At 71.8% G+C, this 21,430-nt stretch carries 20 protein-coding genes; 8 read left to right on the forward strand and 12 right to left on the reverse strand.

Annotated features, from left to right (window positions below; all coding sequences use genetic code 11):
- Window positions 1–175: 175 nt before the first annotated feature.
- The 10 genes from LDO26_RS11545 to LDO26_RS11590 form a co-directional block, all read right to left on the reverse strand.
- Window positions 176–490: a BolA family protein gene (locus LDO26_RS11545; protein WP_232131250.1), complete on the reverse strand. Its 315-nt coding sequence runs from the start codon at window positions 488–490 to the stop codon at window positions 176–178.
- A gap of 86 nt (window positions 491–576) precedes the next feature.
- Complete coding sequence (locus LDO26_RS11550) at window positions 577–2,559, reverse strand: acetyl-CoA hydrolase/transferase C-terminal domain-containing protein (RefSeq protein WP_232131251.1); 1,983 nt, start codon at window positions 2,557–2,559, stop codon at window positions 577–579.
- A gap of 103 nt (window positions 2,560–2,662) precedes the next feature.
- Window positions 2,663–3,220 carry a flavin reductase family protein gene (locus LDO26_RS11555; protein WP_232131252.1) on the reverse strand — a complete coding sequence of 186 codons (558 nt, stop codon included), beginning with the start codon at window positions 3,218–3,220 and terminating at the stop codon, window positions 2,663–2,665.
- Window positions 3,221–3,254: 34 nt separating this feature from the next.
- Entirely contained in the window at window positions 3,255–3,899 is a 645-nt protein-coding gene (locus tag LDO26_RS11560; RefSeq protein WP_232131253.1) for an ATP-binding cassette domain-containing protein, read from the reverse strand.
- Complete coding sequence (modB, locus tag LDO26_RS11565) at window positions 3,899–4,600, reverse strand: molybdate ABC transporter permease subunit (RefSeq protein WP_232131254.1); 702 nt, start codon at window positions 4,598–4,600, stop codon at window positions 3,899–3,901. Before modB ends, LDO26_RS11560 begins: the two co-directional genes overlap by 1 nt.
- A gap of 30 nt (window positions 4,601–4,630) precedes the next feature.
- Window positions 4,631–5,395, reverse strand: a complete 765-nt coding sequence (modA, locus tag LDO26_RS11570; RefSeq protein WP_435594077.1) for a molybdate ABC transporter substrate-binding protein — start codon at window positions 5,393–5,395, stop codon at window positions 4,631–4,633.
- A 93-nt stretch (window positions 5,396–5,488) separates the two neighbouring features.
- On the reverse strand, window positions 5,489–6,007 hold the full coding sequence (locus tag LDO26_RS11575) for a molybdopterin-dependent oxidoreductase (protein WP_232131255.1): 519 nt from the start codon (window positions 6,005–6,007) through the stop codon (window positions 5,489–5,491).
- A 66-nt stretch (window positions 6,008–6,073) separates the two neighbouring features.
- Window positions 6,074–6,940 (reverse strand): MBL fold metallo-hydrolase, encoded by an 867-nt coding sequence (locus LDO26_RS11580; protein WP_435594074.1) that lies wholly within the window; start codon window positions 6,938–6,940, stop codon window positions 6,074–6,076.
- 64 nt (window positions 6,941–7,004) lie between these two features.
- Window positions 7,005–7,868 (reverse strand): S1/P1 nuclease, encoded by an 864-nt coding sequence (locus tag LDO26_RS11585; protein WP_232131257.1) that lies wholly within the window; start codon window positions 7,866–7,868, stop codon window positions 7,005–7,007.
- A gap of 55 nt (window positions 7,869–7,923) precedes the next feature.
- Complete coding sequence (locus LDO26_RS11590; RefSeq protein WP_232131258.1) at window positions 7,924–8,547, reverse strand: OmpW/AlkL family protein; 624 nt, start codon at window positions 8,545–8,547, stop codon at window positions 7,924–7,926.
- Between the two features lie 257 nt (window positions 8,548–8,804).
- Here LDO26_RS11590 and gap point away from each other — a divergent pair, with 257 nt between their 5' ends.
- The 7 genes from gap (at window position 8,805) to LDO26_RS11625 (ending at window position 18,979) form a co-directional block, all read left to right on the forward strand.
- Window positions 8,805–9,809, forward strand: coding sequence for a type I glyceraldehyde-3-phosphate dehydrogenase (gene gap / locus LDO26_RS11595; protein WP_232131259.1), 1,005 nt, complete (start codon window positions 8,805–8,807; stop codon window positions 9,807–9,809).
- Between the two features lie 113 nt (window positions 9,810–9,922).
- A complete protein-coding gene (locus LDO26_RS11600; RefSeq protein WP_232131260.1) occupies window positions 9,923–12,739 on the forward strand; it encodes a DUF2339 domain-containing protein in 2,817 nt (938 codons plus the stop codon).
- A complete protein-coding gene (locus LDO26_RS11605; RefSeq protein WP_232131261.1) occupies window positions 12,736–14,079 on the forward strand; it encodes a DUF3999 domain-containing protein in 1,344 nt (447 codons plus the stop codon). The genes LDO26_RS11600 and LDO26_RS11605 overlap by 4 nt, the downstream gene beginning before the upstream one ends.
- Before the next feature lie 616 nt (window positions 14,080–14,695).
- Window positions 14,696–15,877, forward strand: a complete 1,182-nt coding sequence (locus LDO26_RS11610; RefSeq protein ID WP_232131262.1) for a phosphoglycerate kinase — start codon at window positions 14,696–14,698, stop codon at window positions 15,875–15,877.
- Window positions 15,878–16,048: 171 nt separating this feature from the next.
- Complete coding sequence (locus LDO26_RS11615) at window positions 16,049–16,267, forward strand: DUF6289 family protein (protein ID WP_232131263.1); 219 nt, start codon at window positions 16,049–16,051, stop codon at window positions 16,265–16,267.
- 87 nt (window positions 16,268–16,354) lie between these two features.
- Window positions 16,355–17,842, forward strand: a complete 1,488-nt coding sequence (gene pyk / locus LDO26_RS11620) for a pyruvate kinase (RefSeq protein WP_435594075.1) — start codon at window positions 16,355–16,357, stop codon at window positions 17,840–17,842.
- Window positions 17,843–17,968: 126 nt separating this feature from the next.
- On the forward strand, window positions 17,969–18,979 hold the full coding sequence (locus LDO26_RS11625; protein ID WP_232131264.1) for a class I fructose-bisphosphate aldolase: 1,011 nt from the start codon (window positions 17,969–17,971) through the stop codon (window positions 18,977–18,979).
- 55 nt (window positions 18,980–19,034) lie between these two features.
- Here the strand turns inward: LDO26_RS11625 and LDO26_RS11630 are convergent, their stop codons facing one another.
- Entirely contained in the window at window positions 19,035–19,682 is a 648-nt protein-coding gene (locus LDO26_RS11630; protein WP_232131265.1) for a DUF6498-containing protein, read from the reverse strand.
- 205 nt (window positions 19,683–19,887) lie between these two features.
- Here LDO26_RS11630 and LDO26_RS11635 point away from each other — a divergent pair, with 205 nt between their 5' ends.
- The gene (locus tag LDO26_RS11635) at window positions 19,888–20,388 is read left to right on the forward strand and encodes a hypothetical protein (protein WP_232131266.1); all 501 of its coding nucleotides are present in this window, start codon (window positions 19,888–19,890) and stop codon (window positions 20,386–20,388) included.
- Window positions 20,389–20,424: 36 nt separating this feature from the next.
- On the opposite strand, the gene cysK is transcribed toward LDO26_RS11635, so the two are convergent.
- Window positions 20,425–21,384: a cysteine synthase A gene (gene cysK / locus LDO26_RS11640; protein ID WP_232131267.1), complete on the reverse strand. Its 960-nt coding sequence runs from the start codon at window positions 21,382–21,384 to the stop codon at window positions 20,425–20,427.
- Window positions 21,385–21,430: the final 46 nt, after the last annotated feature.

Here is a 21,430-nt window from a genome sequence, read left to right on the forward strand (position 1 = left end):
TTCCGACGTGCCGAATCTACGCAACAAGCTCGATGGCTTCAGGGCGGGTACGGCATCGTCGGAACCTCCCGGATCACCGGGAGAGTCTGCCTGATCAGGGCTGACTCCAAGACACAAGGGCGGGTCTCGACCCGCCTATCGCATGGAAGGACCTGGTGGCGGGTCGAGACCCGCCTTACGCGGGCCTGTCGTGCTTGCTGCCGCCACGGCAGGTCGGCGAGTCGGGCACCCGGGCCTCGGCGGCCCATTCCTCCGGAGTGAAGGTATGCAGCGCGAGGGCGTGGATGCGCTGCATCTGTTCGCCCAGCGTGCGGTAGGCGAGCTGGTGGCGCTGGATCGCGCGCTTGCCCGCGAAGGCCTCGCTGACGATCACCGCCTTGTAGTGGGTCTCCAGTCCGCGGCTGTGCATGTGGCTCTCGTCGTGCACTTCGAGATGGCTTGGCGCGAGCGCGGCGAGGGCATCGCGGATCTGGTCGGCGCGGGTGGCCATGGGATGTCCTGTGGAACCTGTCGTTGCCGGCAAGATGGCGGCGCGGGCGCGACATTGCAACGTGCGCGCCCGCCATCGGGCCGTGCTCATCCGGCGGACGGACGCGCCGGTCCGTCGCCGTGCGCCACGGCCGTCGACGACAGGCCCAGTGCCAGCAGCCGTGCCAGCAGCCGTTCGCGAATGCCCGATGGCGCGTCCAGCGCCATCCGCCGCAGTGCGTCCGCATCGTCCGTGCGGCCGTCGCGCAGCGCCGCGACGATGGTGCGCAGCCTGCCGCCGCGGGTCGCGGTGCGCGACTTCAGCCAACCCAGCGCCTGCAGCAGGCGCTGCTCGACCGCATCGAAATCGCTGCCCAGCGGATAGTCGGGCAGGCTGCCGTCGCGGCGCAGCGGCGCCAGTGCTTCGCGCAGGCGTTCGGGCGTGTTGCGCGCCCATGCCGGCGGCGCGACGAAGCGCGGGTCGAGCTTGCGCGACGCGCGCGCGCGCTCGAGCAGATGCGACTGGTGCGCGGCGTCGGCGATGCGGGTCATCGCCAGCACGCAGTCCTCGTCGGTCAGGCCGCGCACGTCGGCGATGCCGTACTCGGTGATGTAGAGATCGCGCAGGTGCCGGGGGATGGTGGTGTGGCCGTAGTGCCAGCGGATGTTGGACACGCGCCTGCCGCCATCCTCGCGGCTCGCGCGCAGCAGCAGCGCCGAGCGCGCATCGGGCAGCGCATGCGCCATCGCGACGAAGTTGTACTGGCCGCCGACGCCCGACACCACGCGGCCGTCGTCGAGCCCGTCGGACACGGCCGAGCCGAGCGCGGTGGCCATCATGCAGCTGTTGAAGAAGCGCGCGTCGCGGCGCTGCAGGCGCTCCAGGCCTTCGTCGAGGCCGTACAGTTCGTTGACCTCGCCGACGCGCTTCATGCCGATGCCGCGGCACGTGTCGGCGTCGAGCCCCCGCAGCCAGGCGTAGAAGTCCGGCGAGCCGAGGTAGAACGCGCCATGCAGGAACTCGCCGTCGCGTGCGATCAGCTCCTGGTCCAGCGCGCTGGCGCTGCCGTCGTTGGCGCGTCGCATCAGCGCCGCCTTGTCGACCACCCGGCGGCGGATCACGCCGACCTCGACCAGCCGCCTGAACCCCTCGTTGATCATCTCGCTGCAGCCGTACAGGCCCTGCACGAACGGATCGAGGCCGCCGCAGCGACGCACGGCGGGATGGCGGGCAATGTCGGGGTCGAGCGCGTGCAGCACGCGCCGGTAGGCGGCGTTGTCGGTATGCCGCAGCGCCAGCGCATGGCTCAGCGCGTCGGCCAGCGTGCCGATGCCGATCTGCAGGGTGCCGCCATCGCGCACCAGCGCGCTGGCGAGGAAGCCGATCGCATAGTCGGCGTCCGATACCGGCTGCCGCGGCAGGCCGAACAGTCGCGGGTACGGCGGCGGCGGGGTGACCACGAGATCGAAGAACGCCGCGTCGACCGCCGCGGTGCCGCCGAGCCACGGCAGCTGCGGGTCTACTTCCGCCACGAGCAGCGGCCGCGGACGGCCGGCCGCGAGCAGCGCGTCGATCGCGTCGAAGGTCAGGTCGGTGTTCGACGACAGCGAGAAGCGGCTGGCGTCCTCGTTGCTCGCGACCTTCTGCACCAGCACGTTGACGCCGCGGTCGGCCAGCGCACGTGCGACGTGGGTGTAGTTGAGGCTGGCGTAGCGGCGCTGGGACTGGGTCGAGCCGAGCATCGCGCCCGACTGCAGATAGAACTCCTCGACCGCGACGTGCGACGGCAGCGCGTCGCGGCGCAGCGCGTCGACGTACTTCAGGCGGACGAAGTCCTTGCCGAAGTGACGCTCGGCGAACGGGCCGAGGAAGCGCCCCTCGAGATCATCGCCACCGGCCGGGGGATCCAGCGACAGCGCGGTGTAGAGCGTCAACGGCCGCGTCGGGTCGGCCAGCGCGGCATCGTAGAGTGCGTTGAGCAGCCGGTGCGGCTTGCCGAGGCCCAGCGGCGCACCGACATGCAGGGGGCCGTCGACCCGCGCCAGCATGCGCGCCACCGCGACGTCGAGGGCGTCGATGAATTCGGTCATGGCCCGAGCATAAGCGGGCCGGCGTGAATGGCCCTGCGGTGCCGGATGCGGGCGCGGCGGGTCCGGGCCGCCCCGCCCGGGCGGACTGAACGCCGGCGGGCGGCTATTCCTCCAGCATCTCCGGGCGGAACAGCCTGCGCCGCGACACTTCCTTTCCCGACACCATGAACTCGCCGTTGCCGCGGTAGTGCACGGTGCGGGGCCGCTTCGGGACCGGCGCCACGTGCGCCTGCACCACTTCCCAGACGAACAGGTCGTAGTCGGCGTTGTCGTGGGCTTCCCGCAGCACGCATTCGAAACTGGAATGGCATTCGGCGATCAGCGGTGCCCGCACCCGCGCTGCCGGCGACGCGCTCAGCCCGAAGCGGTCGAACTTGTCGCCGTCGCTGCCACTGCAGTTGCCGATGCCGACCGCGGTATCGAGCAGGTCCAGCGTCGGCAGGTTGATCACGCATTCGCCGCTGCCGCGCGCGAGCCGGTGACTGTGGGTGCCGGCGGTAATGTAGGCACCGACCAGGTTCCAGCCCAGCATCATGTGCCAGCCCATGGTCATGATGCCGCGCTCGCCGTTCCACGCGGTGCTGACCAGCACCACCGGGCCGGGTTCGAGGAAGCGGCGCACCTGGTTGGTCGGGAAGTCGTGCTTGCGGTAGCGTTTCATCGGCCGTGCTCCTGCAAGGGGTGGACAACGCGCTCTACGGAGCGTCGCGGTGCGGGGGATCGTCGAGGGTGTGGATCGCATAGGCGATGCGGCGCACGTCGTCCGGGGTGTGGCTGACGTAGAGCATCGGCAGGCGGATCCCGTCGCGGACGCGCTGCAGGTACGGGATCAGCTCCTCGCGGCGCGCCTGGTCCAGCGCCGACAGCGGCTCGTCGAGCAGCAGCAGCGCCGGCTGCGACAGCAGCGCGCGGCCGATCGCCACGCGTTGGGCCTCGCCGCCGGACAGGTTGGCCGGGCGCCGCGCCAGCAGCGGGCCGATGCCGAGCAGTTCGACGATCTGCCCGAATTCGAACGTCGCGCCCTGCGGTGCGCCGGCATGGCGGCCGTAGCGCAGGTTGCCGCGCACGTCGAGATGCGGGAACAGGCGCGCCTCCTGGAACACGTAGCCGATCCGGCGCCTGTGGACGGGCAGGTCGATGCCGCGCGCGCTGTCGAACAGCACGCGGCCGTCGATCTCGATGCGTCCGGCGCGCGGCGTGGCCAGGCCGGCGATCGCGTTGAGCACGCTGGTCTTGCCGGCGCCGGAGGGGCCGGTCAGCGCGACCACGCGCTCGGCGGCCTCGATCCGCACGTGGCGCCTGAACTTCCCCCGCTGCAGGTCGATGTCGATCGCCAGCATCAGTCGTACGCCTCGCCGCGCTGGCGCCGCACCAGCCATTCCGAGGCCAGCAGCGCGGCCAGCGAAATCGCGACCGCGACCGCGGCCAGCCGCCAGATGCCGGCCTCGCCGCCGGGCACCTGCATCAGCCCGTAGATCGCCGACGACATGGTCTGGGTCTGGCCGGGGATGTTGGAGACGAAGGTGATCGTCGCGCCGAACTCGCCCAGCGCCTTGGCGAACGCCAGCACCGCGCCGGCGACCAGGCCGGGCCAGGCCAGCGGCAGGGTGATGGTGAAGAACACCCGAAGCGGGCCGGCGCCGAGGGTCGCTGCGGCCTGTTCGAGGCGGCGGTCGACGTTCTCGATCGACAGCCGGATCGTGCGCACCATCAGCGGGAAGCCCATGACCGCGCTGGCCAGCGCGGCGCCGGTCCAGCGGAACGCGAAGGTGAATTCGAACGTGGCCTCCAGCCAGCGGCCGATCACGCCGTTGCCGCCGAACAGCACCAGCAGTGCGTAGCCGACCACCACCGGCGGCAGCACCAGCGGCAGGTGCACCAACGCGTCGAGCAGCGCCTTGCCGAAGAAGCGGCGGCGCGCCAGCAGCCAGGCGACCGCGATGCCCAGCGGCAGGCTGGCCAGCGCGGCGACGCTGGCGACCTTCAGGCTCAGCCGGATCGCGACCAGTTCATCCGCGCTGAAGTGCAGCCACGTGTCCATGCCGTTCAGCGCGCCTGTCCGGCGGCCCGTTCAGCGGATCGTGAAGCCATGCGCGCGGAAGATCGCACTGGCGGTTTCGCCCTCGAGCCAGCGTACGAACGCGGCGGCCTGCGGATTGCGGCTGGCCGCGATCCGCGCGACCGGATAGACGATCGGCGGGTGGCTGTCGGCGGGGAACGTCGCGAGCACCTTGACCCGCGGCTCGGCCAGCGCGTCGCTGCCGTAGACCACGCCCAGCGGCGCCTCGCCGCGCGCGACCAGCTGCAGCGCCGAGCGCACGCTGTCTGATTCGGCGACCCGTGGCTGCAGCGCACGCCAGCTTCCGAAGCTGGTGAAGGCGGCCCTGGCGTACTTGCCGGCGGGGACGCTGGCGGTCAGCGCCAGCGACAGCCGGCCGCGCGGCCCCAGCAATGGCAGCAGGTCGCTGTCGGGACCGAGCACGAACGGTTGCGCGGTGCTGCCGGCGGGCGCGACCAGCACCAGGGTGTTGCCGAGCAGGTTGCTGCGCGAGGCGGGATCGATCAGGTCGCGCTGCTGCAGCCAGTCCATCCATTCGAGATCGGCGGAGACGAACACGTCGGCCGGCGCGCGCTGTTCGATCTGCCGCGCCAGCGCCGAACTGGCCGCGTAGGACACCCGCACCGGCTGGCCCGTCTCCTCGCGGTAGCGCGCGGCGGCCGCGTCCATCGATTCCTTGAGGCTGGCGGCGGCGAACACCGTGATCGGCGCCTGGCCTGCGTCGCCCGCGGGCCGCTGCGCGATGGCGGGTGCGGCCAGCATCAGGAGTGCCGCCATCAGCAGGGTCGGCAGGTGGGGCAGGGCGGGCAGGCGGATGCGGAACTTGGACATGTCGGGGCCGGGATCGGGAGGCGGTAGAAGGGGGAGGCGTCAGGGCGCGACGATGACGGTGATGCTGTCGACCTGGCGCACGCCGCGGGCGGGACGCGAATCGCCGGGCACGACCAGACGCAAAGGACCGGCGTCGTCGCCGATCGGCTGGCCGTCGCAGCGGTCGGCCAGCACCACCTGCGCATTGCCGAGCGTGGCATCGAGTTCGGCCAGCGAGAACAGCGCGCGATAGCCGTCGCGTCCCTGCACCAGCACGTAGCGGGCCAGGTGCGGACCGCGCAGCGGCGTGTCCGGCATCGCGTCCCCGGCCTGCAGCAGCGCCGTCAGCGAGACGCCTTCGCAGCGCAGGGTCTGGCCGTGCGCTACGGCTTCGACGGCATGCCGCGGCAACGCGGCACGGTTGCCCGCGTCGAGCGGGACGACCACCGGCGAGGCGATTGCCGGCGTGTCGGGCTCGGACGCGCGCAGCGTCGGGTCCTGCGCATGGTCGTGCGCGACGGCGATGCCGCTCGATGCCAGCAGCAGCGACAGCAGGCGGAGCGGGCGCGGGGCGGACATGCGGGTTTCCTTCGTTTCGGCGGTCCGAGCATAGCGCGGCCGCGTGACGGACGATGCGGCGGGCGGCTACAGGGTATCGACCGGGAGCTTCAGGTAACGCACGCCGTTGGCCTCGGGTTCGGGCAGCGCGCCGGCGCGCAGGTTGGTCTGCACCGACGGCAGGATCAGCGCCGGCATCGACAGCGTGGCATCGCGTGCCTCGCGCGTGGCGACGAACGTGGCCTCGTCGATGCCGCCGCCGACATGGATGTTGTCCCGCTTCTGCGCGCCGATCGTGGTCTCGCAGGCCACGTCGCGGCCGCCGGGGCCGTAGTCGTGGCAGACGAACACGCGGGTCTCGTCGGGCAGTTCGAACAGCCGCTGGATCGAGCGGTACAGCGTGGCCGCGTCGCCGCCGGGGAAATCGCAGCGCGCGGTGCCGCCGTCGGGCATGAACAGCGAATCGCCGGTGAACAGCGCATCGCCGACCAGGTAGGCGTTGCTGTCGCTGGTATGGCCGGGAACCGGGATCACCCGGGCGTCGAGCGCGCCGATGCGGAACCGCGCATCGGCCGCGAACAGATGGTCGAACTGCGAACCGTCGACCGGGAAATGGTCGCCGAGGTTGAAGATCGGGCGGAAGGTCTTCTGCACGGTGCGGATGCCGTCGCCGATCGCCAGCCGCGCGCCGGGCAACTGCCGGCGCAGCCAGTCGCCGGCCGACAGGTGGTCCGCGTGGGCGTGGGTCTCGAGGATCCACTGGACGTCGAGGCCATGCTCGCCGACGTATGCCAGCAGCCGCTCGGCCGAAGACGTCGACGTGCGCGCCGAGGCCATGTCGAAGTCGAGTACCGGGTCGATGATCGCCGCCGCCCGCGAGCCCGGGTCGTGGACGACATAGCTCCACGTGTTGCTGCCGTCGTGGAAGAACGGGACGACCTCGGGTCGCATCATCGGCTCCGCGCGTTGCCAGCGGCCGATGGTAGGCCACGTCGCCCGGCGATGTGTTGCGGATCCGTCAAGGCGCCGGCGTCGGGTCCAGCGTCGCGTTCAGCAGCGCGCCGAGGCGCGCGCCGGCATCGCGCAGCTGCTGCTCCACCGTCGGCAGGTGCGCCGCGACATAGTCGTCGCCGATGCGCGCGCGCGGCGGATAGACGCCGGGCTGCAGCACGATGCGGCAGGCATGTTCGGCCCAGGCCTGCGACTGCGGCGGCAGGACGGTGGCGTCCGCGACCGCGGGCTGGCGCGACTGCAGCCGCGCCAGCCACTGTGCCTGCGTGCGCCGGGTGCTGTTCAGCATGCCGCTGTCCCAGAACGCGTGCAGGTTGCTGCCGCGGTCGCGATGGTTGATCTGCTTCGTGTTGCCACCCTTGTCGTGGGCGTAGCCGGCATGCATCGGCTGGTGCGCGTCGCCGACGAAATGCACGACGAACTTCAGTGCCTGGCGGCGCTCGGCATCGCTGCGCGCGGTGTCGCCGAGGATCGCGGCCTGTTCGCGGATCGCCTCGACCACGCAGTCGCCGCCGGGGCAGTCGCGCGCGGCGTCGTACACGCATGCCGATTCGCCGATGTTGACGTAGTGCCAGCGCGCGGAGCGGCGGCCGAGGTCGGGGTCGTGTTCGCGCAGCTCGTCGGCCCAGCTGGCGATGCCGGCGAGCGTCGGATTGCATCCTTCGACGGGCGCGTCGCCGGCCGTGCCCGGCGGCTGCCGGGCCGGTGCGCATTCGCCGGCCAGCAGGCGGTCGACTTCGGCGCGCGCGGCCGGGGTGAGGTCCTGCTCGGCCAGTTCGGCGACCAGGCGATGGCCCATGCCGCCCCAGGCGAAGGCGGCGGCGGGGAAGAAGACGAAGGCGAGGCCGCAGGCCAGGACGAATCGGTGCATGCGGTCCATTCTACCGGCCCCGCCCGGTGCGTCGCGCACCGGGAGGGGAAGGCGCTCAGAACGTCAGCACGTAGGCCGCGCCGTAGACCAGCGGGTCGATGTTGGCGGTGCCGAGCCTGGCGCCGTCGACGCTGACGTCGGTGTCGATGTCGATCCAGCGCACGTCGACGCGGATCTTGCCGCTCTGGCCGACCTTGAAGTCCAGGCCGGCATGCGCCGCTAGGCCCCAGGAATCCTTCAGGTCCAGCTTGGTGCCGGCCAGCGCGCCGGTCGTGGCCTCGCTGAAGAACGTCGTGTAGTTGACGCCGATGCCGAGCAGCGGCGAGACCGTGCCGGCGCTGTTGAAGTGGTACTGCAGGCTGACGGTCGGCGGCAGGTGCTTGGTGCTGCCGACCTTGCCCACGCCCTTGACGTCGATGTCGTGGTGGAACGGCAGCGCGGCCAGCACTTCGATGCCGAGGTTGTCGCGCACGAAGTACTCGGCGGCGATCGTCGGGCGGGCGCTGCTGCCGATCGCCAGCGGCAGGGTGCCGTCGGCGAGCGCGCCGTTGTCGGACTTGGGGTCGACCTGGTGGGCGCCGACGGCCAGCGTCCAGTCGCCGGCGGACTGGGCGGCGGCGGGCAGCGCGGCACCGGCGGCGAGGGCGGCGGCGATCAGGGCGAGGGGAAGGGTACGCATGGCGGTTCTCTTGTCTGTCGTTGGGGTGTGGCGACAGTGTCCGCCCCGATGAACAGGCGCGCCTTGATCGCGATCAAGGCGCAATGGCGGGTTTTGCGCTGCGGTGCGGGCGTTTCCGGGGCGCCGCGGCCGATGGCCCCGGACCGGCTTGCTAGAATGGCCGGCGCTGCCCGCACCGGCGTCCGTCGCCGCGCAGCATTCGTTCCATCCCTTTCCACATCTCCCGCGCGACCGCGCGGATGCAGGAGTCCGGCGTCATGACGATCAAGGTAGGCATCAACGGGTTCGGCCGCATCGGCCGCAACGTGCTGCGCTCGGCGGTGCAGAACTTCGGGGGCGACATCGAGATCGTCGCGATCAACGACCTGCTCGAACCCGACTATCTGGCCTACATGCTGCGCTACGACTCGGTGCATGGCCGTTTCGATGGCGAGGTCTCGGTCGAGGGCAATACCCTGGTCGTCAACGGGAAGAAGATCCGCCTGAGCCAGGAACGCGACCCGGCCAACCTGAAGTGGGACGAGGTCGGCGCCGAGGTGGTCATCGAATCGACCGGCCTGTTCCTGACCAAGGAGACCGCGCAGAAGCACATCGACGCCGGCGCGAAGAAGGTCATCCTGTCGGCGCCGTCGAAGGACGATACGCCGATGTTCGTGTTCGGCGTCAACGACGGCAGCTACGCCGGCGAGGCGATCGTCTCCAACGCCTCGTGCACCACCAACTGCCTGGCGCCGATCGCCAAGGTGGTCCACGACAAGTGGGGCATCAAGCGCGGCCTGATGACCACCGTGCACGCGGCGACCGCGACCCAGAAGACCGTCGACGGCCCCAGCAACAAGGACTGGCGCGGCGGCCGCGGCATCCTGGAGAACATCATCCCGTCCTCGACCGGCGCGGCCAAGGCGGTCGGCGTGGTGATCCCGCAACTGAACAAGAAGCTCACCGGCATGAGCTTCCGCGTGCCGACCTCCGACGTGTCGGTGGTCGACCTGACGGTCGAGCTGGAGAACCCGGCCAGCTACGACGAGATCAAGGCCGAGATGAAGGCGCAGAGCGAAGGCGCGCTCAAGGGCGTGCTCGGCTACACCGAGGACAAGGTCGTTGCCACCGATTTCCGCGGCGAGACCTGCACCTCGGTGTTCGATGCCGAGGCCGGCATCGCGCTCGACCCGACCTTCGTCAAGCTGGTCAGCTGGTACGACAACGAGTGGGGCTATTCCAACAAGTGCCTGGAGATGGTGCGCGTGGTCGCGGCGAAGTAACCGCCACGGCTCCGCCGTGTATCCGGAGGCCCCGCGCAAGCGGGGCTTCTTGTTTTCGTGCGCGCGCTGGGTAATGTGGCGGGGCGCCGCAGGGGCGCAGACAGGATGCGTGCATGGAAGGGGTGCTGGTGTTGCTGGGCCTGGCGCTGCTGCTGGTGCCGGTGCTGCTGGTCGTCGCGCTGGCGATGATCGCCGGGTTGCGCGGCCGGGTCGCCGATCTCGAACAGGCGGTCGAGGGTCTGCGGCGTGGCGCCGCGCAGGCGTCGGCCGCGGCATCGTCCGCGCCCGCACAGGCGGCTGCCGGCCCGGCGCATAGCGGCGCCGCGGGCACCGGATATCCGGATGACGGCCGGGCCGGCCGCTACGGTGCCGACGACCCTGCGTCCGACGGCGTGCCGCCCATCGTGGAAACGCCACCACCGGCGCCGTACCGGCCCGATCCGCTCGATCCACTGGCAGCATCCGTGCGTCCCGCACCGCCGCCATTGCCGCCGGTGCCGCCGCGCGAGGCCTGGCACGATGCCGATGCCGCGCCGGCGCCGGTTCCACCCGCGCGCCCGCGGGCGCCGGATGCGCCGGATCCGCTCGCAATCGCGCTGCGCGCCGTCAAACGCTGGTTCACCAGCGGCAACGTGCCGGTGAAGGTCGGCATGCTGGTGCTGTTCGCCGGCGTCGCCGCGCTGCTCAAGTACGCCAGCGACCAGGGTTGGCTGACGCTGCCGATCGGCCTGCGCCTGGCCGGCATCGCCGCCGCGGCGGTCGCCGGCCTGGTGTTCGGCTGGCGCAAGCGCGACAGCCACCGCGCGTTCGCGCTGAGCCTGCAGGGCGGCATGATCGGCATCCTGCTGCTGGTCGTGTTCGCCGCGTTCCGGCTTTACGGCATGCTGCCGGCCGCCGCGGCGTTCGCGGCCAGCGTGGCGCTGGTCGCCGGTGCCGGCGTGCTGGCGGTGCTGCAGAACGCGAAGGCGCTCGCGGTGTTCGCGGTGCTGGCGGGCTTCCTCGCGCCGATCTGGCTGTCGACCGGCAGCGGCAACCACGTCGCGCTGTTCGGCTACTACGCAATGCTCAACGCGGCGATCCTCGGCATCGCCTGGTTCAGGTCGTGGCGCGTGCTGAACCTGCTGGGCTTCGCCTTCACCTTCGGCATCGGCATCCTGTGGGGCGTGCTGGACTACGACCCGGCGAAGTACGCGTCCACGCAGCCGTTCCTGCTGCTGTTCTTCCTGTTCTACCTGGCGATCCCGCTGCTGTACGCGCGGCGCATGCCGGCCGGCCGCCGCGACCTGATCGACGGCTGCCTGGTGTTCGGCACGCCGCTGGTGGCGTTCTCGCTGCAGGCCGCGCTGCTGCGCTCGGACACGCTGGCGCTGGCGTTCTGCGCACTCGGCGTCGCGGCGCTGTACGCGGCGCTGGCATGGACGCTGCTGCGGCGGGAGAACTTCAACGCACTGGCGCAGTCGTATGCGCTGCTCGCGGTCGGGTTCGCGACGCTGGCGGTGCCGCTGGCGCTGTCGGCACAGGCGACGGCCTGCGTGTTCGCGCTGGAGGGTGCGGCGCTGGTGTGGCTGGGGCTGCGCCAGCAGCGCTGGCTGCCGCGGTTCACCGGCGGCGCATTGCAGGTCGCCGCCGCGGTGACGTTCGCACTCGCCGCCGGCGGTCACGTCGTCCCGGCCTCGGCCATGCCGTTCCTGCACGGATTGTTCGCCGGTGCGCTGATCATCGCGCTGGCCGGCTTCGCGATCGCATGGTGCTGCCGCGGCGCCGGGCGCATGCACGTCGCGCTGTTCGCCTATCTGTGGGCGGTGGCGTGGTGGGTCGGCGCGTTCTCCGCCGAGATCGTGCGCGTGGTGCCGTGGCGCTCGGTCCCGGATGCGCTGCTGGCGCTGGCCGCGGTCAGCGGCTGGATCGCCGCCGAACTGCACCGCCGGCACCCGGCGCGCGCGCTCGGTGCGACATTGCTCGCCGCGCTGCTGGTCGCGGCGCCGCTGGCGCTGTGGCAGGTCGCATTGAACGGCCAGCCGTTCGCCGGTACCGGCCTGTGGGCATGGCTGGTGTTCGCCGTGCTCGGGGTCCGCGGACTGGTCTGCCTGCGGACCGGAGACGATGCCGGGATCGCCCGCGCGGCGCAGTTCGTCTGGTGGCTGCTGTGGCCGCTGGTGGCCTCGCTGCTGCTGCGGCACGTGGCGCTGCAGACCGGACGGGCCCTGCCCGACGGGCTGGGCGACGGCTGGGCCGCGGTGGCGCTGGCACTGCCGTGGCTGCTGCTCGCGGCGGTGTCGCTGCGGCGCTGGTCCTGGCTGGCGGCGCCGCTGGGGACGCGCTTCGACCCGATGCGCGCCCCGCTGCAGGCGGTGGTGTTCCTCGGCCTGCTGGCGGGCTGGCTGGTGGCGCTGCGGATGCCGGGCGCCAGCACGCCGCTGCCGTGGATCGCGGTGCTCAATCCGCTGGATCTGCTGCAGGGCGCGGTGCTGCTGCTGGTCGCGCAGTGGTCGTGGTCGGCCGCGATGCCGGACGCGGTGCGGCGCGCACGGGTACCGGTGCTGGCGGCGCTGGCCTTCCTGCTGGTCACCGCGATCACCCTGCGCGGCGCCCATCACTGGGGCGGCGTCGACTGGAGCCTGCGGCTGTCGTCGAGCAGCCTGGCGCAGACCAGCCTGACCGTGGTCTGGAGCATTCTCGGCGTGTTCGGCTGGGTCGTCGGCTCGCGCCGCGGCCAGCGCCTGCTGTGGCTGGCGGGCGCGGCGCTGATGGCGATCGTGCTGGCGAAGCTGGTGCTCGTCGACCGCGGGCATCTCGGCAACCTGTGGGGCATCGGCTCGTTCATCGCCTATGGCCTGCTGTGCACGGTGGTGGGTTTCTTCGCACCGGCGCCGCCGCGCGCGGCCGGCGGAGACGAGATCGACGGGACATCGGAGGAAGCGAAGGCATGAAGCGTCTGATCGCACTGTGCGGCCTGGCGCCGCTGCTGGCCCTGGCCGGGCCGCGCGAGGATTACGTGCAGGCTTGGACCCTCGTGCCCGGTACGGCCGACGCCGGCGCCTACCGGGTGACGCTCGACGAGGCGGTCTATCGCAGCGTGCAGCGCTCGGACCTCGGCGATCTGGACGTGATCAACGCCGACGGCGCCAGCGTGCCGGCGGCGCTGGTCGCGTCGCCCACGGCGGCGGGCGCGGCGCGCACCGTCGAACTGCGCTGGTTCCCGCTGCCGGCGTCGGCCGGCGATGCGCAGGACGACCTGTCGGTCATCAGTACCCGCAGCGACGACGGCCGGGTGCTGCGGGTCGAAGCGCGCGGCACCGCGACGCCGGCGCGCGGCCCGGCCTGGCTGGTCGATGCCAGCCAGCTGCGCGAGCCGGTCGAGGCGGTCGAACTGCACTGGGACGATGGCGGCGTCGAGGCGGGCTACCGCGTCGAGGGCAGCGACGACCTGCGCGACTGGCGCCTGCTGCACGCCGATGCGCCGATGCTGGACCTGCAACGCGACGGCCAGCGGCTGCGGCAGGGCCGCATCCCGGTCGGCGGCGCGCACCGCTACCTGCGGCTGACGCCGGTGCGCGGGACCATGGCGCCGGCACTGACCGGCGTCGCGGCGGTACTGGCGCCGCGGTCGCAGCCCCGGGCCTGGTCGTGGATCGCACTCGAGGGCCGTGCAGTGACCGAACAGGGGCGCACGGTGTTCGACTATGTGCTGCCGGGACGTTTCCCGGTCGCCAGCGTCGACCTGCAGGTGGTCGGCAACAGCGCCGCGCGCTGGACCCTGCGCAGCCGCGACGGCGACGACGGCACATGGCAACTGCGCGCCGGCCCGTGGGTCGCGTTCAACGTGCGCGGCGACGGTCGCGAGGACCGCTCGCCACCGCAGGCGCTGGCCGGACCGGTCCGCGACCGCCAGTGGCGCCTGCACAGCGAAGGCCCGGCGGGCGAGGCCGCGCCGGTGCTGCGGCTGGGCTACCAGCCGGAGACGCTGGTGTTCCTCGCGCAGGGGCCGGGGCCGTTCGCACTGGCCGCCGGCAGCGCCCGTGCGACACGCGCCGATGCTCCGGTGTCGGACCTGCTCGGCGCGCTGCGCCGCCAGCATGGCGACGACTGGCAGCCGGCGCCGGCCACGCTGGCGGCGACGCCGACCGTACTGGCCGGCGAGGCCGCGCTGCAGCCGCCGGACACGCCGCGCGACTGGACGCAGTGGCTGCTGTGGGCGGTGCTGCTGGCAGGCGTCGGACTGGTGGTGGCGTTCGCGATGCAGCTGCTGCGGCGGCCGCGCGCCGGTTGATGCGGTTGCCGCCGGGCGGGGCAGCCGAACGTTCGGGGAACGGTCACTCCGATCCGCCGCAGGTCGGCCCCCCGCGGCCGACGTGCGCGGTGGCCGCGGTCGCGAGGTGTCGGGGGGACCCGGCGCGGCTTGCGGGGCGTCCCGGCGTCGGGGGCGTTGCCCCGACCTACGATCGGGACATCCCGGGAGTCGGAGAAGACGGCCACTCCGATCCTGCCGTAGGTCGGCCCCACGCGGCCGACGTGCGCGGTGTCCGGGTTCGCGAGGTGTCGGGACCCGACGCGGCCTGCGGGGCGTCCTGGCGTCGGGGGCGTTGCCCCGACCTACGATCGGGGAATCCCGGGAATTGGAGAAGAGCCCGAAAGAGGCCGGAACAGGTCCCTCGCTACGCTCGGGACGACAGGTGGAATCGGTCGCCTTGGTGCGATCGGGACGTTGTCATGAGCGCTCGCGCTTTTCCGGCGCGGTTTGCCTGCACCGGCGCCGGCATCGACAATGGCGCCCCACTCTCGGCCAGCGCGTCGCGCCTCAGGTTCAGGCGCAGGTGCAGGTGCACCGGCGTCGTGCCACGCATGGCGCAGTTTCCTTTCTCCCTTCCGAAGCGAGTCCAGATTCCATGACCATCGTCCGCATGTCCGACCTCGACCTTTCCGGCAAGCGCGTATTGATCCGGGAAGACCTCAACGTCCCGGTCGACGCCGGCAAGGTCGTTTCCGACCAGCGCATCCTCGCCGCGTTGCCGACGTTGAAACAGGCGCTGGCGCAGGGCGCGGCGGTGATGGTGATGTCGCACCTGGGACGTCCGAAGGAGGGCAGCTGGAGCGAGGCCGACTCGCTGGCACCCGTGGCCGCGCGCCTGTCGGAGCTGCTCGGCATCGACGTGCCGCTGGTGCGCGACTGGGTCGATGGCGTCGAGGTCGCGCCCGGCCAGCTGGTGCTGCTGGAGAACTGCCGCATGAATGTCGGCGAGAAGGCCGACGACGAGGCGCTGGCGAAGAAGTACGCCGCGCTGTGCGACGTGTTCGTCATGGACGCGTTCGGCACCGCGCACCGTGCGCAGGCCTCGACCCATGGCGTGATCCGTTTCGCGAAGCAGGTCGCCGGCGGGCCGCTGCTGATGGCCGAGCTCGATGCGCTGGCCCGCGCGCTGGACAAGCCGGCGCGGCCGCTGCTGGCGATCGTCGCCGGCAGCAAGGTCTCGACCAAGCTCGAGCTGCTGTCGTCGCTGGTCGACAAGGTGGACCAGCTGATCGTCGGCGGCGGCATCGCCAACACCTTCATCGCCGCGCTCGGCCACGATGTCGGCAAGTCGCTGGTCGAGGCCGACCTGCTGGACACCGCGAGGCAGATCATGGCCGATGCGCGCGCGCGCGGCGCCGAGATCCCGGTGCCGACCGACGTCGTCGTCGCCCCGGCCTTCGCCGCCGATGCGCCGGCGACGGTCAAGGCCGTCGACGCGGTCGGTCCCGAGGACATGATCCTCGACATCGGCCCGGACACGGCCGCGCGCTACGCCGCGATGATCGCCTCGGCCGGCACCGTGGTCTGGAACGGCCCGGTCGGCGTGTTCGAGTTCGACGCCTTCGGCAAGGGCACCGAGGCGCTGGCGCGCGCGATCGCGACGTCGAAGGCGTTCTCGATCGCCGGCGGCGGCGACACCCTGGCCGCGGTCGACAAGTACGGCATCGCCGCCGACGTGTCGTACATCTCCACCGGCGGCGGCGCGTTCCTCGAGTTCCTCGAAGGCAAGACGCTGCCGGCGGTCGCCGCGCTCGAGGCGCGCGGCGACCGGCACTGACCCTAACGGCCGGCGTCGCGCATTCACGAGGGCAACCGTCGCATGCGGAGCGGGGCCGGCGTCGCGGAAGCGCGCATCCACGGCGGCGATTGACGCTTCGTTGATCCCGCCGCCAGCCGGACCTGCGACGCTGGCGCCGCGGCGATCGGCCGCGTGCAGGAGGGAGAGGAAATGAGGACACGTACCCGATGGGGCCTCGCCGCGCTTGCGGCCTGCCTGCTGGCCGGTGCCGGCATCGCCGGCGCCAACGGCTTCCCCGGCGCCTACATGTACTACGACGACAACGGCGCGCTGGTCGGCGAGCAGACCTTCGGCTGCAATCCCAACCAGGCCTGGGGCGTGGTGACCGAACACCGCCGCGTCCGCGCGGGCTGTGGCGTCTCGATGTAGCGTCCGCCTCCGACGGCACGCGCGCCGCATGTGCGCGTGCCGTTTCCCGCGCGGGCACGTGCCGCCCGGTGGACATAGAATCGCGGGATGACCAGGACCGAACTGCCCCTGCCGGCGCATCGCCGCCGTACCCGCATCCTCGCCACGCTCGGCCCCGCGACCGACGCCCCTGGCGTCCTCGATGCCCTGATCGCCGCGGGCGTCAACGCCGTGCGGCTCAACTTCTCGCATGGCGATCCGGCCTCGCAGAAGGTGCGCGCCGAGGCCGTGCGCGAGGCCGCGCATCGTGCCGGGGTCGAGATCGGCATCCTCGCCGACCTGCCGGGACCGAAGATCCGCATCGAGACCTTCGCCGACGGCCGCGTGCAGCTGCGCGCCGGCGCGCGCTTCGACCTGGTCGCGGATCCGGCGGCGCCGCCCGGCACCGTCGACCAGGTCGGCGTCAGCTACCTCGGCCTGCCGCAGGACGTGGCGCCGGGCGACGTGCTGCTGCTCGACGACGGCCTGGTGCAGCTGCAGGTCGCCGCGGTCGATGGCGCGCGCATCGTCACCACGGTGCTCAACGACGGCGTGCTGTCGAACCGCAAGGGGCTCAACAAGCAGGGCGGCGGGCTGTCGCTCGGCGCGTTGACCGACCACGACCGCGACCTGATCGCGGTCGCGGCGGAGATCGGCGTCGACTTCATCGCGGTATCGTTCTGCCGCAATGCCGACGACATGAACGAGGCGCGCGCGATCGCCCGCGCGCACGGCTGCGATGCCGCGCTGGTGTCGAAGATCGAGCGTACCGAGGCGATCGAGCATCTCGCCGAGATCATCGACGCCAGCGACGTGGTCATGGTCGCGCGCGGCGACCTGGGCGTGGAGATCGGCGATGCCGAACTGCCCGGCCTGCAGAAGAAGATCATCCGCGAGTCGCTGGCACGCAACAAGGTCGTCATCACCGCGACCCAGATGCTGCAGTCGATGGTCGAGAGCCCGATGCCGACCCGCGCCGAAGTGCTCGACGTCGCCAACTCGGTCATCGACGGCACCGATGCGGTGATGCTGTCGGCCGAAACCGCCGCCGGCGCGTATCCGGTGCGCGCGGTCGAGGCGATGGCGCGCATCTGCGTCGGCGCCGAACGCCAGTTCGCCCACGACACCGACTTCGAGCAGGCCCAGCGCAACCTCGAACGGGCCGACCACGCGATCGCGATGGCGGCGATGTTCCTGTCCGAGCACATCGGCGTCGGCGCGATCGTCGCGATGACCGAGTCCGGCGGCACCGCGCGCTACCTGTCGCGCTTCCGCGGCGGGCCGTCGATCTATGCGTTCTCGCGCCACGACGGCGCGCGCCGGCGCATGTCGTTGATGCGCGACGTGTTCCCCTTCGACTACGACAGCCGCGGCCAGACGCCGCGCGAGGCGGCCCGCGGCAGCGTGCGGCTGCTGGTCGACGGCGGCTACCTCGGCCCCGGCGAACGCGTGGTGTTCACCAGCGGCGAGCACATGGAGACCCACGGCGCGACCAACACCCTGCGCCTGCTGCAGGTCGGCGCCGACGGCCATGCCGAGGGACTGGGGGAACTGTAGCCGGCGCCGCCTCCGCCCCGGCGCGGGGAAACCGCCCCGGGCGTTTGTCCGGCACCGGCGCCGTCCCGGTCCGGCGGGGTTCGCGGGCTATAATTCCGCTTCTTTCCTGCAGCCGAACCCGCCGACATGAGCATCGAACAGCTTGCCGAAACCGCCCTGGCCATGGTGGCCCCGGGCAAGGGCATCATCGCCATCGACGAATCGACGGCGACCATCGCCAAGCGGTTCGAGGGCGTCGGCATCGCCAACAACGAGGAGAACCGCCGCGCCTATCGCGAGCTGCTGCTGACCACCCCGGACCTGGCGCAGCACATCAGCGGCGCGATCCTGTTCGACGAGACCATCCGCCAGTCGACGAAGGCCGGCGTGCCGTTCGCGAAGTACCTGGCGGGGCAGGGCATCATCCCCGGCATCAAGGTCGACAAGGGCACGCACGCGCTGGCCGGCTTCCCGGGCGAGCTGGTGACCGAGGGCCTCGACGGCCTGCGCGCGCGGCTGGAGGAGTACTACAAGCTCGGTGCGCGTTTCGCCAAGTGGCGCGCGGTCATCAACATCGGCGAGGACATCCCCTCGGGCACCTGCATCGAGGCCAACGCGCATGCGCTGGCGCGTTATGCCGCGCTGTGCCAGGAGCAGGGCCTGGTGCCGATGGTCGAGCCGGAAGTGCTGATGGACGGCGACCACGACATCGAGACCTGCTACGAGGTCACCGAGGTCACGCTGCGCGCGCTGTTCGACGCGCTGTACAACCAGAACGTCACCCTCGAGGGCACGATCCTCAAGGCGTCGATGGTGCTGCCGGGCAAGGACAGCGGCGAGACCGCCGAGGTCGAGGAAGTCGCCGAGGCGACGCTGATGTGCTTGAAGTCGTCGGTGCCGGCGATCCTGCCGGGCATCGTGTTCCTGTCGGGCGGGCAGAGCGACGAGGCCGCGACCGCGCACCTGGACGCGATGAACCGCATGGGCCCGAACCCGTGGCCGCTGTCGTTCTCCTACGGGCGCGCGATGCAGTCGGCGGCGCTGAAGCTGTGGTCGCAGGACCTGGCCAACAATGTCGGCAAGGCCCAGGACACCGTGTTCGCCCGCGCCAGGGCCAACGGCCTGGCGGCGCAGGGCAAGTGGACCAGGGGCGCCTGATCCGGCGGAGTTCCTGCCGGGCGCGAACGCAACGCCGGCCCAGCGCCGGCGTTTTTCATCGGCGATCCCTGGATGGCGGGTCCGGCGGCTGCGCCCGGCGCGCGGCGGCGCGCGCCGCGCCGCTTGCGGCGATGCGCCGGTCGGCGTGGTCGAGCAGCAGGTCCGACGCGGTCTTCAGCGCGATCACCAGCAGCAGCGTCGGCAGCGTGGCGGCCGCGTCGTCGACCGCGAACACCATCAGGTGCATCGGCACCACGCGCAGGTAGGGCAGGAACATCAGCGCGCCGAGGTTCGGCCGCCCGAGCAGGTCGGCGGCATGCTGCGCCGCCCAGGTGCGGCGCTGCGACAGGATGAAGGACACGCCGCATCCTGCCAGGATCGCGGCGTCGCGCCAGCCGTCCGGCAGGTGCCGCATGCACAGGAATGCCAGGTAGAAGGCGTGGAAGGCGCCGTAGTGCAGGGCGAAGAACGCCGCGGTGCTGCGTTTGCCGTCCTCGGTTTCCGGCACCGGCGCGTTGTTGGCGGTGAATCCCTCGGTGCTGAAGTCGCGCAGCGCCAGCATCCGCTTGCGCGCGTACCAGCCGATGACCACGCTCTGGATCCAGAACGGCCACAGCAGCCAGCCGATCGGCCAGTCGAAGACGACCGCCATGACCAGGGTCAGCAGGTTGGACAGCAGCAGGTCGCGGTCGGATCCGGTCATGCATTCCCAACGCAGTGGCGCCGCGGTCGCGGCACAGGACATGGAACGCGGAACGGCGCCGTTTCCCGCCATGCGCACGGCATCGTCCGGTCCGCCGATGTTGCAACAGCGCGCGGATCGATGCTGGTGGTCGGGTCGCGACGACCCTGTCGTCATGCCGTCCGCGCTGGCTTCTGATGCTCCTGATGCCGAGGAAGGATGCGCGATGACCGCTGCAAGCCCACACCCCGGCCGGCTGCACGTCCCGTTGCCGGTCCACGACGCGATGCGCCGGGGGCGGCCCGTCGAGGCGGTCAGGCTGCTTCGCGCCGCCAATCCCGGATTGGGCCTGGACGATGCCAGGACCGCGATCGAGCGGCTTGCGCGCTATCCGTCGTCGACGCTGGAGGACGACGATCCCTATCGCCCGACCGATGGTGCCGCGCCCGCCGACTGCGGCACCGTGCCGACCGAGGTCGCGGCCAAGATCGCCACCGGCAATACCGGCGACGCGGCCAGGCGGCTGCGCGAGGCGCAGCCCGGGCTCAGCGAAAGCGAGGCGCGCGACACCGTCGAGCGCCTGGCCTCGCCATTGCTGCAGGAAGCGCGCACCGAAACCGTGGTGCGCGGCGACAGCGGCCGTCACGGCTGGCTCGGCTGGGTGCTGCTGCTGGTGGCGCTGGGCGTGGGCCTGGCGCTGCTGTCCGGCGGCGCCGGGGCGGCGTAGGGGCGCGGCCGCCAGCTGACACGACCGGCGGGTCGCCTACGGCAGTCCGGCCAGCCAGTCGTCGTCGGAGCCTTCGTTGACGTCGGCGAACAGCGGGGTCGAGAAGTAGCGCTCGCCGGTGTCGGGCAGCATCGCCAGGATCACGTCGCCGTCGCGTGCGGTCTTGGCGACTTCCAGCGCCGCGGCGACGGTCGCGCCGGCGGAGATGCCGACGAAGATCCCTTCCTCGGCCGCCAGCTGGCGCGCGACCTCGATCGCGCGGGTGTCCTCGACCGACAGCACCTGCGCGGCGACGGCGCGGTCCAGCACTTCCGGCACGAAGTCCGGGGTCCAGCCCTGGATCTTGTGCGGCGACCAGTCCTTGCCCTGCAGCAGCGCCGCACCGGCCGGCTCGCAGGCGGTCACCTTGACCTCGGGGCGTGCGACCTTCAGCACCTCGCCGACCCCGGTCAGGGTGCCGCCGGTGCCCCAGCCGGTGACGAAGTGGTCGAGCCGGCGGCCGGCGAAGTCGCGCAGGATCTCGGCGGCGGTGGTGTTGCGGTGATAGGCCGGATTGGCCGGGTTGGTGAACTGGCTGGCTAGGAACCAGCCGTGCTGCTCGGCCAGTTCGCGGGCCTTGCGCACCATGCCGGTGCCGCGCTCGGCGGCAGGAGTCAGGATCACCTTGGCGCCGTAGGCGCGCATCAGCTTGCGGCGTTCGATCGAGAAGGTCTCGACCATCGTCGCCACGAACTTGTAGCCGCGTGCGGCGCAGACCATCGCCAATGCGACGCCGGTGTTGCCCGAGGTCGCCTCGACCACGGTATCGCCGGGCTTGAGCAGGCCGCGCTGCTCGGCATCGAGGATGATCGCCAGCGCCAGCCGGTCCTTGACCGAGCCGCCGGGATTGAAGGACTCGACCTTGGCGTAGAGTTCCACGTTCGACGGTGCGACCCGGTGCAGGCGCACGATGGGGGTGTTGCCGACGGTCTGGAGGATGCTGTCGTACAGGGCCATGGGATGCCTCGGTGCGGGCGCGGCGCGCGGTACTCCAGACTGGGGC

The organism is Proluteimonas luteida (assembly GCF_021191695.1).
In the GTDB taxonomy this organism is placed as follows: domain Bacteria; phylum Pseudomonadota; class Gammaproteobacteria; order Xanthomonadales; family Xanthomonadaceae; genus Luteimonas; species Luteimonas luteida.

Coding starts and splice junctions, on each gene's coding strand:
- LDO26_RS11545 (WP_232131250.1), bottom strand. CDS start 490: ATGGCCACCCGCGCCGACCAGATCCGCGATGCCCTCGCCGCGCTCGCG.
- LDO26_RS11550 (WP_232131251.1), bottom strand. CDS start 2,559: ATGACCGAATTCATCGACGCCCTCGACGTCGCGGTGGCGCGCATGCTG.
- LDO26_RS11555 (WP_232131252.1), bottom strand. CDS start 3,220: ATGAAACGCTACCGCAAGCACGACTTCCCGACCAACCAGGTGCGCCGC.
- LDO26_RS11560 (WP_232131253.1), bottom strand. CDS start 3,899: ATGCTGGCGATCGACATCGACCTGCAGCGGGGGAAGTTCAGGCGCCAC.
- modB (WP_232131254.1), bottom strand. CDS start 4,600: ATGGACACGTGGCTGCACTTCAGCGCGGATGAACTGGTCGCGATCCGG.
- modA (WP_435594077.1), bottom strand. CDS start 5,395: ATGGCGGCACTCCTGATGCTGGCCGCACCCGCCATCGCGCAGCGGCCC.
- LDO26_RS11575 (WP_232131255.1), bottom strand. CDS start 6,007: ATGTCCGCCCCGCGCCCGCTCCGCCTGCTGTCGCTGCTGCTGGCATCG.
- LDO26_RS11580 (WP_435594074.1), bottom strand. CDS start 6,940: ATGATGCGACCCGAGGTCGTCCCGTTCTTCCACGACGGCAGCAACACG.
- LDO26_RS11585 (WP_232131257.1), bottom strand. CDS start 7,868: ATGCACCGATTCGTCCTGGCCTGCGGCCTCGCCTTCGTCTTCTTCCCC.
- LDO26_RS11590 (WP_232131258.1), bottom strand. CDS start 8,547: ATGCGTACCCTTCCCCTCGCCCTGATCGCCGCCGCCCTCGCCGCCGGT.
- gap (WP_232131259.1), top strand. CDS start 8,805: ATGACGATCAAGGTAGGCATCAACGGGTTCGGCCGCATCGGCCGCAAC.
- LDO26_RS11600 (WP_232131260.1), top strand. CDS start 9,923: ATGGAAGGGGTGCTGGTGTTGCTGGGCCTGGCGCTGCTGCTGGTGCCG.
- LDO26_RS11605 (WP_232131261.1), top strand. CDS start 12,736: ATGAAGCGTCTGATCGCACTGTGCGGCCTGGCGCCGCTGCTGGCCCTG.
- LDO26_RS11610 (WP_232131262.1), top strand. CDS start 14,696: ATGACCATCGTCCGCATGTCCGACCTCGACCTTTCCGGCAAGCGCGTA.
- LDO26_RS11615 (WP_232131263.1), top strand. CDS start 16,049: ATGAGGACACGTACCCGATGGGGCCTCGCCGCGCTTGCGGCCTGCCTG.
- pyk (WP_435594075.1), top strand. CDS start 16,355: ATGACCAGGACCGAACTGCCCCTGCCGGCGCATCGCCGCCGTACCCGC.
- LDO26_RS11625 (WP_232131264.1), top strand. CDS start 17,969: ATGAGCATCGAACAGCTTGCCGAAACCGCCCTGGCCATGGTGGCCCCG.
- LDO26_RS11630 (WP_232131265.1), bottom strand. CDS start 19,682: ATGACCGGATCCGACCGCGACCTGCTGCTGTCCAACCTGCTGACCCTG.
- LDO26_RS11635 (WP_232131266.1), top strand. CDS start 19,888: ATGACCGCTGCAAGCCCACACCCCGGCCGGCTGCACGTCCCGTTGCCG.
- cysK (WP_232131267.1), bottom strand. CDS start 21,384: ATGGCCCTGTACGACAGCATCCTCCAGACCGTCGGCAACACCCCCATC.